This is a genomic window from Erythrobacter sp. GH1-10 (assembly GCF_045363165.1).
Classification (GTDB): Bacteria; Pseudomonadota; Alphaproteobacteria; order Sphingomonadales; family Sphingomonadaceae; genus Erythrobacter.
Genome location: NZ_JBJFLP010000001.1, coordinates 2,359,691 through 2,372,661, shown reverse-complemented (window position 1 = coordinate 2,372,661; position 12,971 = coordinate 2,359,691). Strand labels below are relative to the sequence as shown.

9 protein-coding genes and 1 tRNA gene are annotated in these 12,971 nt (G+C 62.6%); 1 reads left to right on the top strand and 9 read right to left on the bottom strand.

Translation table 11 applies throughout. From position 1 onward, the window contains the following. Positions 1–90: 90 nt before the first annotated feature. The 9 genes from ACI5KX_RS11780 to infA form a co-directional block, all read right to left on the bottom strand. Positions 91–3,012 carry a M16 family metallopeptidase gene (locus ACI5KX_RS11780; RefSeq protein ID WP_406810849.1) on the bottom strand — a complete coding sequence of 974 codons (2,922 nt, stop codon included), beginning with the start codon at positions 3,010–3,012 and terminating at the stop codon, positions 91–93. Positions 3,013–3,085: 73 nt separating this feature from the next. After that, the gene (locus tag ACI5KX_RS11775) at positions 3,086–4,423 is read right to left on the bottom strand and encodes a caspase domain-containing protein (protein WP_406810848.1); all 1,338 of its coding nucleotides are present in this window, start codon (positions 4,421–4,423) and stop codon (positions 3,086–3,088) included. A 76-nt stretch (positions 4,424–4,499) separates the two neighbouring features. Beyond that, positions 4,500–6,542, bottom strand: a complete 2,043-nt coding sequence (locus ACI5KX_RS11770; RefSeq protein WP_406810847.1) for a DUF3857 domain-containing transglutaminase family protein — start codon at positions 6,540–6,542, stop codon at positions 4,500–4,502. A 122-nt stretch (positions 6,543–6,664) separates the two neighbouring features. Then, the gene (gene purC / locus ACI5KX_RS11765) at positions 6,665–7,468 is read right to left on the bottom strand and encodes a phosphoribosylaminoimidazolesuccinocarboxamide synthase (RefSeq protein WP_406810846.1); all 804 of its coding nucleotides are present in this window, start codon (positions 7,466–7,468) and stop codon (positions 6,665–6,667) included. Positions 7,469–7,506: 38 nt separating this feature from the next. Next, positions 7,507–7,582 (bottom strand) — tRNA-Phe (locus ACI5KX_RS11760). Between the two features lie 97 nt (positions 7,583–7,679). After that, a complete protein-coding gene (locus ACI5KX_RS11755) occupies positions 7,680–7,865 on the bottom strand; it encodes a DNA gyrase inhibitor YacG (RefSeq protein ID WP_406810845.1) in 186 nt (61 codons plus the stop codon). After that, positions 7,862–8,833 (bottom strand): ribonuclease E/G, encoded by a 972-nt coding sequence (locus ACI5KX_RS11750; RefSeq protein ID WP_406810844.1) that lies wholly within the window; start codon positions 8,831–8,833, stop codon positions 7,862–7,864. Before ACI5KX_RS11750 ends, ACI5KX_RS11755 begins: the two co-directional genes overlap by 4 nt. Continuing rightward, positions 8,826–9,398, bottom strand: a complete 573-nt coding sequence (locus ACI5KX_RS11745; protein WP_406810843.1) for a Maf family protein — start codon at positions 9,396–9,398, stop codon at positions 8,826–8,828. Before ACI5KX_RS11745 ends, ACI5KX_RS11750 begins: the two co-directional genes overlap by 8 nt. Positions 9,399–9,413: 15 nt before the next feature. Beyond that, entirely contained in the window at positions 9,414–9,659 is a 246-nt protein-coding gene (infA, locus tag ACI5KX_RS11740; protein ID WP_007163491.1) for a translation initiation factor IF-1, read from the bottom strand. 310 nt (positions 9,660–9,969) lie between these two features. Between infA and ACI5KX_RS11735 the strand changes: the two genes are divergently transcribed. After that, positions 9,970–12,969 carry a hypothetical protein gene (locus ACI5KX_RS11735; protein ID WP_406810842.1) on the top strand — a complete coding sequence of 1,000 codons (3,000 nt, stop codon included), beginning with the start codon at positions 9,970–9,972 and terminating at the stop codon, positions 12,967–12,969. The last annotated feature ends 2 nt before the right edge of the window (positions 12,970–12,971 follow it).

The following is a 12,971-nucleotide window of genomic DNA, read 5'->3' as shown; positions in this document are numbered from 1 at the left end:
CAAGGGGGCCCGGCTAACGCGAAAACATAACCGGGATTGAAGATCGGGGCTGGCAGGAGGCGACCTGCCAGCCCCCTTTTCTTGGCAAACCTACTCTTCGGTTTCGGATTCCTCCTCCGGCTCGGCCCGAACGTCACCGGTCGCCCGTGCGTTCGGACCGGGGACGACATGCACCTCGACTGCAGCTGCCGGATCGAGATATTGCAGCGCCTCCTCCCGAATATCGTCGGGCGTAATCGCGGTAAGAAGATCGGGCGCGGCAAACCAGCGGTCGAGCCTCTCCGGTTCGCTCTGGGCACGCACGGCAAGGCTCATCCAGCCACCATTGCTCTTCAGCGCATTGTCATAGGATTCGAGCAGCGGCTTGCGTGCGCGTTCGAGCACGTCGGGATCAACCGGCGCGCTGCGCAGGTCTTCCACGAGGTCGAGGATGGCACCGCGCACCGTTTCGACCTGGCCGACGTCGACCGAGGCGAGAATACGGAAGGTGCCGTAGCCCTCGTAAACGCTGCTGGTCGAGCTTGATGCCGACGGAGAATAGGCCTGTCCCAATTCCTCGCGCACGCGCTCGGTCAGTTCGAGCCGGACGAAACGGGCGAGGATCGCCAGACGCAGCGCCTCGGCGAAATCCTCGTCGTCGGTGGTCGGCCAGATCATCCGCACCTGCGCCTGATCGGCTTCGCCCTCGTGTTCGATCACGGTCAGGCCGCGCTTGTCGGTAAAGCTGCGCTTGCGGGCGTCCTCGCGCGGCAGGAAGTCCGTCTCGCGTGGGGGCAGGGCTCCCAGCGTCGAAGCGACCGCTGCAATCGCAGCGTCTTCATCGAGATCCCCGACCATCGCCACCTCGATTGCGCCGGTGTCCAGCCGGTCTCCGATTGCGGCTTCCAGCTTGTCGTAATCGAGCGCGAGGTAGGCTTCCTTGGGCTGCAGCGAAAATCGCGGGTCGCCGTTTGATAGCAGCGCGCCGGAAACGGAGCTATAGGCCCGGCTGGGTGAGGATTTGAGCGTCTCGAAGAAATTGTCGATGCCCTTGCGAAACCGCTCCACCCCTTCGCTGCGATAGCCGGGATCGGTAAGGATTGCGGCGATCACCCGCATTTGCAGATCGAGATCGCGCGGAGTGGTGTTGCCGCCCATCGTGAAACGGTCGGAGCTGGCGCCAAAGGAATAGACCACGCTGCGACCGGCCAGGGCGCTTCGCAATTCGTCGGAGCTGTGCTTTTGAAGCCCGCCTGCGAGCAAGGACCCGGCGAGCCGGACCTTGAGAGGGTCCTCGCGGGTCTGCATCAAAGTCCCCCCATCGACATTCACCGAAACACGGATGCGATTGGCGGCGAGATCGGTCTGCTTCAGATTGAGCCGTACGCCGTTGGCGAATGTCAGCATGCGAATACCGAGTCGCTCGTCGGTATCATCGGCGACAATCACTCCCGGTTCGCCGAAATCGCCGTATCCGAACTCGATCGGGCCGGATTCCTCCGGTGGTGAAATCGGCAGCGCCATGGCTTCGATGAAGGCGCTCCGCAGCGCTTCCTCCTCGCCTTCCGGAGCGGTTCGCCCGGTAAAGCGGATAAGCGGATCGTCGAGCGGGACGGCGTGCTCGCGCAGGGCCGCCAACACCGCTTCCGGCGTAATCGAAGGCGCAAGTTCTTCGAACCGTGCGAGCGAATAGGACGGCGTCACCGGCACCCGATCGATTGAAACCAGGCCGAGCGCCTGACCCATGAAGTAATTGTTGCTGAAGGTCGCATAGCCCGCAACGGCATTCTCGCCAGCGGTGCGGCGGCTGCGCACCTGCTCCTCGACTTCGGCCTCGGTGAAGCCGTGGGTGAGTGCCTCGTGGACCACCTGCACGGCGGCCATCATCCCCTCGCGCCATTCGCCATCGACGCTGCTCACCGAAATGCTCGTGCTCCGCGCGTTTTCGAAGAGGTCGCCCGTGCCGAAGCTGGCGCCGCGGAACGGAGCATCGGCCTCGCGTGCGAGCCGGGACAGGCGCCGATTGATGATCGCGTAACCGATCCCGTGAAGAACCTGCGCGTTCCGATTGGCGATCGTATCGGGTCTGTCGATCCACGGGCCGAGCCGGGAAACCCTGACGGCTTCGGACAGCGCGGGATCGAGGTATATGCTGGTCAGCCCCTTGCGTGTGACGTCGATTGGGCCGGTCTCGGGATCGACCGGGGCGGGGGCGGCTTCCCAGTCGGAAAACTTTGCACGCACCGCCGCTTCCACGACCTCGACGGGAAAATCGCCGACGATCACAAGCACCGTATTGGCCGGCGTATAGGTGCGTTTGTAGAGCGAACGCAGCTTGTCGGCATCTGCGGCTTCGAGGCTCTCGAGCGTGCCTATCGGCAAACGTTCGATAAAACGCGCACCCGGAGCGGTGAATTCGAGACTGTCCTCGCGGGCGCGCTGGGCATAACCGGCGCGGTCGCGGCGCTCGGCAAGCACCACGCCCCGCTCGCGGTCGATGGCGTCGGGATCAAGCGTGAGCTCGCTTGCGGTTTCGCGCATCAACATCAGCGCTGTATCGAGCAGAGCCTCGTCGTTGCGCGGAAGGTTGAGCATGTAGGTGATCGCCTGATAGCCGGTCGAGGCGTTGGTATCGGCGCCGAAAGCCAGACCTTCGCGTTCGAGCAGCTTGACCATTTCGCCTTCGGGAATGCCCTTCGATCCGTTGAAGGCCATGTGTTCGAGATAATGTGACAGCCCGCGCTCATACTCCGTCTCGTCGAGCGAGCCGGAATCGATCCGCATCCGGACAAGGGCGGTGCCTTCGGGGGTCCCATTCTGCCGCAGGATGTATCGCATGCCGTTATCGAGCTGCCCGAAGACATAGCTGGAATCGACTTCGAGATCGCTTTCTTGGAATGGCCAGACTGGTTCTGTCGCTTCAGCCGTGACGACCGCTACCGGTTCGCGTTCCTCTGAGGCATGGGCGGGGATGGCGATGTTGGGCAGGGCGAGGGCAAGCCCTGCCGCCCAGGAATAAGCAATGGATTTCATCTATTCAGGCTGACTTCTTGCATCCTCATGTATCAGACAGCTTAGCGGATGAACCGGACGTGTCAGGTGTTTTCTAGGGTTCCAGCGTCGCGAAAGCGTCTGGATCGTCCACCCCGATCTGGTTGAAGACGAGCTTGGTGGGAAAGGGAAAGGTCGACGCGCGATAGTCGAGATTGCCATCGCTCCTGATCTTGAGGGTCATCTTGGCCTGAAGGACCTGATCAAAGCCGACAAAGGCGCCATCGTCTCCGCTCCTGAGATCGGTCAGCACGACTTGATCGGGTTCGACCCGCAGGACGCCGAGGTGGTTCCAGCCGTCGACCGCGAAGGCCCGGCCGCCTTCGATGCGGATACGCTTGTCGATCGAGGTGATGGTCCAAATCCCGTCGATAGCGAGTGGGTCGCTGCGCGGGACATCGTAGCGATCCGCCAGGGCGGAGCGGGCAGAAATTAGCCCGCGTTTCGAGCCGGTCACCTTGCCGCCGTGCGCTGTGGGGTCGAGCAGCTGTGCGACATTGGCTCGGGCATATTCGGTGAAAAGGCCGGTCGGCCATTGGCGCAGATAGGTGCGGTAACCGGCAATCGAATCGAGCGCGAGGGCAGCGTCCCATGCCGCGCGATCGGCTGCGCTGTCGGGCGCTGCAACAGCCCCAGCCTCCTGCGGACCCTCCACCAGGTAAAGCGGTTGCCCGGTAATGGAAGCGGATATGAACGGCCGCTGCCTGCCCTTGGTCTCGGCCAGCACGTCGTCGCGCACCATCCCGCCGAGCATCTGCACCGGCAGCCCCGGCTGTATCAGCCGGCGGGCAAGGGCCTTGGCGAAGGGCGAATTGCCGTCTTTGCCGTCATAGGCGACTGCACCGGGCGCCGCGGCATAGATCACAAGCACGTCGTCCACCTCGACCGGCGCGAGACCTTGCGTCGTGCTGCGAGTCGTCGAGGACCAATTATTGGCGAAAGGGTTGTTGCGGCACGCATCGAGCAGAGCGATCTTGAGCCGCGCGCCCGACAGCGCTTCCATCGCAAGTTGAAGCTCGATCGCTTCGAAGGGGAGATCCTCTTCCTGGCTGGGCGCGGCATCGACCGGCAGCAGCCAGTTGCGCCCTTTACCCTCTATGCCGTGCCCGGCAAAATAGACCACCGCCGTATCGGCACCCTCGGCCAATTGTCGAAAGTTTCGCAGTTGGGAAACGAACTCGTCAAAGCCAAGGTCGTTGGCGATCGTCACGGTTTCGAAGCCCACCTGCTCAAGCGCCCCGGCAACCAGTTGCGCGTCGGACGGCGGATTGGTGAGCGATTTTGTGGCGGCGTATTGAGAATTCGCGATAACCAGCGCGACCTGCCTCGCGTGTGCGGCAGGGGCGAGGACGAGGCCGAAACCTATCGCGATCAACAGTATGAAGCGCGCCATGCAGTGCCCCTCCCGGCGCGATAGTAACCCGTTGGCGAGAAACATCAACGAATGCGCTTGATCCGGCTCCGCTGTCCTAATCGAGCATGTCGGGCGGCAGGCAGGGGACGTCCTTCGCGGTCCAGTCGATCTCGTCGGTGGCGGGCACGGGCCTCAGGTTGCCCCATGGCTCCATGGTCTCGTTCGGATCGTAGCTCAGGATCGCTTTGGAATTGTCGAAATCGGCCAGCCGCCCGTTGTCGCGCTGGGCGCGCTGTTGATCGATCTCGAAGGTTTCTACCCGGTTGCCGCGGACCATACGAAGCGTGCGATCGTCTCGCCGTTCCATCATGCGATAATACACTTCGCCGAAAAGCATCGTGTCGAAGGTCGAGTTGAAGCCCCAGTTTTCGAGCGCAGTGTTGTCAGGCAGCCGGACCGTGGTCACGTAGCAAGTGTAGATAGGTTCCTGATAGAACGGGATGTCCTTGTCGGCTTCTTCGCTGCGCTGGCGCCGCGTGGGCGGGCTGAAGCCGCCGCCGGGCAGGAAGAAATACCGACCGTCAATTCCGTTTTCCTCCCATTCGACCGGTCCGGTCCCTTCGATGGTCAGGATGCTCGCCTGGGTTTCCCGATCGTAGCGGTAGGTGACGTCTTCCACCGTGTCCCATCCCTGACTTCCGGCCAGCTGGTTGCGGAACGCAGTCTCAAGTTGGTTCGGTGCGACTGCGGAGAAGGCAAAATACTCCTCCAGTCCGGCAGGCCCGCGCTTGATCGTGGTGTAGACCTGTCTCGCGGGAGCTTCGAAGCCGGCTCGGGCATCGACTTCGTAAAGGCCCATGTCCTGCGGAAATTCGAATGGCTTTTGCGGGAGCTGTTCAAGCTCGGCTCCGGTCTCGGTCAGTGGCAGGACCCATTTGTAGGGCAGGAAGGGGGCGCCGCGTCCCTCGATCACCTCGGGCAGCGTGCCGTCGAGCCAGATCCATTCTCCGCCGATCCGCGCGCGCACCAGCACGTGGTCGAACAGGCCCGGATTGGCGAGGCGATCGTCGAGCCCATCGGTCGATGCGGAATTGTTGACCAACACAGGCTGAGCCTCGATCCCCAACTCGTCGAGCAACGCAAGCAGCATCGCCGTCTTGCCCTTGCAGTCTCCGTAGCGGCGTTCCCACGTCTGCTCGGCGGTTGCAGGCGTGAAGTTGCCGCCGTTGAGCCCGATGTAGATGTAGCGCACCTGCTGCTGCACGAGTTTGAGCGCGGCCTGCGCCTGCGCGAGCTTGTCGGTGTGGGTTTCCGCGATCAGCGCGGCCTCGTCGCGCAAGGGAGACTTCGGTGGAAGAGCGCGCGCTTCGTCGAAGAGCGCGTGAAAACGGCGCGAGACGGCCGGCCAGTTCCCGAAGTCCGAGTATTCGAGAATGCGTGACCAGCCAAAACGCGGCGGTGCGTCGCGCGGGGGGCTGAGCACCTCCGGATTGTCGAAGGTGAGCGCGATGCGGTTGTCATCACGCTTGGCGACCTTGGCGAATTCGGGGGTGAGCCGGATGGTCGGCTTCTGCTGCTCCGCCCATTGCAGTTCCAGATGGAAGCGACCGCTCGGCGGAGATTCGCCTAGGAACAACAATCCGTGATTTGTCGTGCGCAACGTCGGATCGTGCGAGGGAACGGTGAAAGCGAGTTCGAGATCGTCGCCGACGCGCAGATCGGGGACCTGCAGGACTGCTGTGAGCATCCCGTCGAGCATCGCCGCCTCAAGCTGGTCCTCGCGGCGGAGGATTTCGAATTCGGTGCTTTCAAGCACATCGATCACGCGGCTGCCGCGATAGATCTTGAGCGAGTGGACCTCCGCCTCGCCCGCTGCAGGGTTCCAACTGATCGCGACATTGCCCGCTTCGAGCGCCTGCGGCTGGAGGATGCGCACGACCTGCGCCTGGTAGGCGCGCTCGCCGTCTTCGGTGAGGCGCACGATCGAGGCCTGCTTGCGGAAAAAGATCCCTCCCTGAGCGCCATCGGGAACGGGCAGCGCCTCGGTCGGCGTCACCCATTCGGGCGTCGGTGTGATCGCGATCTCCGAATTGGAAGCGTGCGCGGCATGCGCCGCTGTAGCCATCAGGATGGCTGTGAAACCCCGTTTGAAACGCATGAATTACCCCGGTGTGCGACTCTTGATCCCCTATTCCTATAGAGGGACGAGCGGTGAACAAACCGTTTTGTTCGCTGGGTTTTTCTTTCCTGCAGCGCCCGAGCGCCACAAGAGAAACGGCCTTATTTCTTCGGCGGGGGAGTGCCACGCAAGCGCGAGCGGTGGTGCGAAAGATCGAACACTTCGCCCGGGCCGCTGTCTTCATCGTGCAGCAGGCCGAGCCGGCGGGCGACTTCCTGATAGGCTTCGCTTTCGCCGCCGAGATCGCGCCGGAAGCGGTCCTTGTCGAGCTTCTCACCCGTTTTCATGTCCCACAAACGGCAGCCGTCGGGGCTGATCTCGTCGGCAAGGATCACGCGGCTGTAGTCGCCATCGTAGAGTCGTCCGAATTCGAGTTTGAAATCGACCAGACGGATATCGATCCCGGCGAACATGCCGCACATGAAATCGTTGATCCGGATCGCCATCGACGAGATGTCGTGCATCTCCTCGTGGCTGCACCAATTGAAGCAGGCGATGTGCTCCTCGGCGATCAGCGGATCGCCCAGCGCATCGTCCTTGTAGTAATACTCGATCAGCGTGTGGGGCAGCGGTTCGCCTTCTTCGAGGCCCAGCCGCTTGCAGATCGACCCTGCAGCGACATTGCGGACAACCACTTCGATCGGAATGATCTCGACCTGTCGCACCAGCTGCTCGCGCATGTTGAGGCGGCGGATAAAGTGCGTCGGGATGCCGATATGCGAAAGGCGGGTGAAGACGTGTTCGCTGATGCGATTGTTGATCACGCCCTTGCCGTTGATCGTGCCTTTCTTCTCCGCGTTGAACGCAGTCGCATCATCCTTGAAATACTGGATGATCGTGCCCGGCTCAGGACCCTCGTAGAGGATCTTGGCCTTGCCTTCGTATATCTGGCGGCGACGGGACATGGCAACGATCCTTCAAAGCCGGTTCGCTGTAGGGAAAGTGGTGCCTCGGGGCGGGATCGAACCACCGACACTACGATTTTCAGTCGTATGCTCTACCAACTGAGCTACCGAGGCAACGCGCCATCTCCGGTGCAGCGCGCACCGGCAAGCGAACGAGTGCGGGCCTATGGCGAAAGGCCGCCCGCTTGGCAAGGGGAAATCCGGGTAAATTCTACTCTTGTGCATCCCAATCGGATTGCGCGATTTCTTCCGGGTTGGCGGGGCGACCGGGCACGGCATAGCCATCGCCGAACCACTGCGCGAGATCGCGATCCTTGCACCGCGAGGAGCAGAAGGGCGCAAATTCGGGCACGCGCGGTTTCTTGCAGATCGGGCAGGGCTTCGCAGGTTTGGTCATAGTGCGACTAACTGGGCTTGAGAGGCTTCCAGCGCAAGGCCGGGTTCGGTCTCGATCCGCACCTGTTTGCCGGTGCGGCGGGAGAGTTCCTCGATCCATTCCGGCTTGAGCTTTGCCTTGATTGCTGGGTGGACTGTCAACAGCAGCACCGCGCCTGTGCCTTCGACCATTTCCGCCCGGCGCAGCGCCATACGGGCGCACATCCCGGTGCGTGAAGTGGCGAAGCGGTGGAGCAGCGATGGCCCTTCCAGCCGCGCGACGATCTGGACGAAGCCAAAGCCGTTCATCGCGATGCGTTCGTGCGGCCAATCGGCCAGAGCCTCGCCAAGCGCTGTATCGATCGCCTTGCGATCCGCCTTTGCCTCGATCGTCGGGAAGTCGATCCCGATGTTGCCGCCGAGGTCGAACAGTTTGAGCCACGATGCAATGCAAGGGACCGCCGCAAGCGCGATCTCACGAGGCGATCCATCTCCGTCGACATCGATCAGCGTCATGGCGGGCGTGACGCTGAAGACCAGCGATCCGCCCCCGAATTCGACTACAGCGGCCGCAGCGGCGTCCCAGATATCCTCCCAACATCCGCTGGCGAACTCGCGGACACTCTGCCCATGGTGACGCCATGACGGGGCTTGCGACGCAGTTTGGGGCGCGTAACGGCCCTGAGCCTTCTTGAACCTGCCTTTTTCGGCAATCGGCGCACGGACAATTGCGACGGTGAAGTGCTGACCCTCGGTCAGCTCCTCTGGCAGGTGATCGACGAGTATCTCTTGCCCTGACGCTGTCGTCGCAGTCCCTCGGCGTTTCCCGCCCCGTTTTACCGTGAGCTGGGCTTCGACAAGCTCGCCCGCGACCATTTCTCCTGGCCAATGGATTTTGGCGGCGAGAACCCGCCCGTCTATCGTCAGAAGCGCACGGTCTTCGCCAATGCCGCGCTCGATAATCCAGTCCTCTGCTTCAGCTTCACGCAATTGCAAACCCCGCCGACCTGAGCAGCGCACGCGTTTCGTAAAGCGGCAAACCCATTACGCTCGAATGGCTACCGCGCATCCACTGGATCAGCGCTTCGGCGGACCCCTGGATCGCATATCCGCCCGCCTTGCCGTGCCATTCGTCGCTGGCGAGATAAGCGTCGATCTCCTCGCGGCTGAGGGATTTGAAGCGCACCACGTTTTGGCTGAGCCGCGTCTTCATCGAGCCGTCCGGTGCGCGCAGGACGATGCTGGACAGCACATCGTGCCGTCGCCCCGAAAGAAGTTCGAGGCAGGCCCGCGCTTCTTCGACGCTTTCGGTCTTCGGCAGGATTCGGCGCCCGGCAGCAACCACGGTGTCGCCCGCCAGCACGAACCCGAGGGCTTCGATCGCAGCGGCTTTTTCTTCGCCCATGCGCAGCGCATAATCGCGCGGACGTTCGCCCTTGAGCGGCGTCTCGTCGATATCGGCGGGGGTCACGACGTCAGGCGCAATGCCCAGCCGCGCGAGCAATTCCCTTCGGCGAGGGCTTGCGGATGCAAGGGTGAGGTGCGGCGCGCCCATCAGCGGCGCTGCGGTTTACTGCGGGCCGGGACCGCCGCGGCCCGGCATGAAGCGATAGGTAATACGTGCCTTGGTGAGGTCGTAAGGGGTAAGCTCGCACAGCACTTCGTCGCCGACCAGCACGCGGATGCGGTTCTTGCGCATCTTGCCCGCCGTGTGGCCCAGAACTTCGTGACCGTTTTCAAGCTCGACCCGGAACATCGCATTGGGCAGCAGCTCGACGACGCGCCCGCGCATTTCGAGGAGTTCTTCCTTGGCCATGTAGTTCCTTTGCGAATGAATGTGCAAAATTGCACCGGATAAAAGCCGCTCGTCGGCTCTGGGCGGGCATTTAGCGATGCCGAGAACAAATTGGAAGTCTTGAGCGTTATGTGCCTGCAAGACGGGAACCGGCACCGATGCGTCCGGTTCATATCCCAAACCGTACACTCCGGTGCAATTCGATACAATTCAGGTGGTTGTCCGCCTGATCCAAACGCTCAAAAGGGCACAGATGATCCTCTCCCCCAGTCCCCGCGCGATCCTGCGCACCGGTGTTGGTGCCATTTCGCTCCTGGCTTGCCTGGCGGCGATGCCCCTTTCCGCCGCGCAGCAGGATGCGGACAATACCGAACGCCCCGCACCCGCACCTCCTCCTCCGGCGCGGGGCGGCGAGATCGTGGTCCAGGGCGAGAGACTCAAGGGGCAGCTTGATGTTGATGTCCCGCCTTTGCTGGAGCTGGATGCGGACCAGATTGCAGCCGAGGGCGTATCGTCGATCCAGGAACTCATTACCCAGATTACCAACCAGACCGGATCCTCGCGCGGACGCGGCGAGGGTGGTCGCCCGGTGATCCTCATCAACGGCATCCGCGTCGGCTCCTTCCGCGAATTCTTCCAGTATCCGCCCGAAGCACTCGAACGGGTCGAAGTGTTCCCCGAGGAAGTCGCGCAGCGTTTCGGCTTTTCGCCGGACCAGCGGGTCGTCAACCTGATCCTCAAGGAAAACTTCGCCAGCCGCGAAGTCGAAGTCGAATTCGAAGGGCCGACGCGGGGCGGTTATTCGGTGAACGAACAGGAGCTCGGGTATCTCCAGATAAAGGACGGGGGCCGGATCAATTTCAATTTCGAGGCGCGGGACACCTCGCCGCTGCTCGAGTCCGAGCGCGATCTCATCCAGACCCCGGGTTCGGTTTCCGATCTGGAAGATGACCCCGACCAGGCGGAATATCGAACGCTAGTGGGAGATAGCCGCTCGCTCGAGGCCAATCTCAGCTGGGCCAAAGCCTTCCTCGACAGCGGGACCTCGGTCTCTGCCAACCTCAATTACGACCGCAATGACAGCCTGAGCCTGTCCGGCCTGAATACGGTGACGCTGACCGACGCGGGAGGCGATAGCGCAATCCGGACCTTCGCGGAGGAGTCTCCGCTCGAGCGTCGCAGTTCGACGGATGCTCTGTCTGCTTCGGGTTCGCTCGGCAAATCGATCAACGGTTACCAGTTCACCAGCACGTTCGACGCGAATTTCAGCGAGACCGAGACCGAAATCGATCGCCGTTTCGACACGAGCGGGTTGGAGGCCGATGCAGCGGCGGGCCTCTTGGCGCTTGATGCTCCGTTGCCCAACGCGGTCGATGCCGGGTTCGATGTCGCCAACCGGCGCACGATTACAGGTGTTTCGCAGACGACCCTACGAGGTCCGATCGCTTACCTTCCGGCGGGCGCACTGAACGCAACCTTCGATATCGGGGCCGATTGGCGCCGGATCGAAAGCGCCGATACGCGCACGCTGCTTGAAACCCGGCTCACCCGCCGACGTCTCTCATCCGGCGCAAACCTTATCATCCCGATCACCAGCCGCCGCGAGGGCTTTGCCGATGCACTGGGGAGCTTTACGCTTACCCTGCAGGCAGGTTTCGAGGACCTGTCCGACTTCGGCATGCTCGGCGATTACAACGTCGCCCTGAACTGGGCGCCGACCGACCGGCTCAATTTCACTGCCAACTACATCGTGCGGGAAGTCGCGCCTTCGCTAAGCGCGTTGGGCGATCCGCAGGTGATCGATTTCAATGTCCCAGTGTTCGATTTCACCACCGGCGAGACGGTTCTTGCGACAGTGACTTCGGGCGGCAATCCCGACCTGCTCGCTGAAACGCAGCGTGACTGGCGCTTCGCGGCCAACTGGCAACTCCCGTTTATCGACAACACCCGCTTCACGGTCGAATACACCCGCAACCGTTCGGAAGACGTCACACGGGGGTTTCCGCAGATCACACCCGAGATCGAGGCCGCGTTCCCGGATCGCGTTACGAGAGACGCTGGCGGCAGACTGACCGAGCTCGATCGACGCTTTGTCACCTATGCCGAGACCAAGTCCGACCGTTTGCAGTTCAACCTCTTCACCCGCGGCAATTTCGGGAGGCCCGAACGCGGAGAGAGCGAGCGGGGCGGCAATGGTGCGCCGCAGCGCGGTCGCGCGGGTAGCGGTGGACCTCCCGGCGGCGAGCAGCGTGAGCAATTCATGCAGTTCCGCACCCGCATCTGCGCCGATGACGGGCTCGCCTTCCTCACCCGCCTGATGGAGCGCGTCGAAGCGGGAGAAGACGTCTCGAGTGAAGTGCCGGGCTTCGACCGCGAGCGATTCGAGCGCATGCTTGCTCGGGCTCGCGACGAGGACGGCAACATCTCTCCCGAACGCCTTGCTGCTTTCCGCGAGCGCCTGTGCAGCATTGATCCGGCGATGTTCGGCGGGCGTGGTGGGCCGGGCACAGGCGCTGGCTCGCGTCCGGATAGCGAACAAGGGCCGGGCAGCGGCATGCGCCAGGCCTTTGCGGGATTGCGAGAGAAGATCTGCGGCGATGATGGTGCCGATCAGCTGGCGAAGATCGTCTCCGCGATAGAGAACGGCGAGGATCTGTCCGAACTGCTTCCCAGGATGGATCCGGAGATACTGAAGCGCATGCTCGATCGTGCTCGCGGCGAAGACGGAACAATCTCGCCCGAAGCGCTCGACCGGTTTCGTGAGCGTGTTTGCTCGGCGCAAGGCGGCCAGGGCAGCGACACGGTCAGAGGCCCGTTGGGGGGTGGAAATCCCTTTGCGCAGGGCCGCCGGCCGGGCTGGGGCTACTTCGTCAGCCTCACCCACAACATCAATCTTGAAAGCGAAATCCTGATCGCGCCGGGCCTGGAACCAATCGACGAGCTTGAGGGCGACGCGCTGAACGCTTTCGGCCTTCCGCGACACAATTCCCGCCTGGAGGCCGGTCTCTTCGGACAGGGTTTGGGCGTGCGGCTGTCGGGCGTTTACACCGGTTCGACCAGGCTCAACGGATCGGGGCTGCCGGGAAGCACCGACCTGTTTTTCGACGATCTGGTGACTTTCGACCTCAGGGTCTTCTCCAACCTCGGAGAGCTGTTCGACAAGAACGAGGGCGTGCTGAAGAACCTGCGCGTCAGCCTGCGCGCGGACAACATCTTCGACGCGCGGCGCAGCGTCACCGACGAAAACGGCGACACACCGGTCAATTACCAGCCGTTCCTGATCGACCCGACAGGTCGGTACGTCGGGATCGATATTCGGAAACTGTTCTAGCG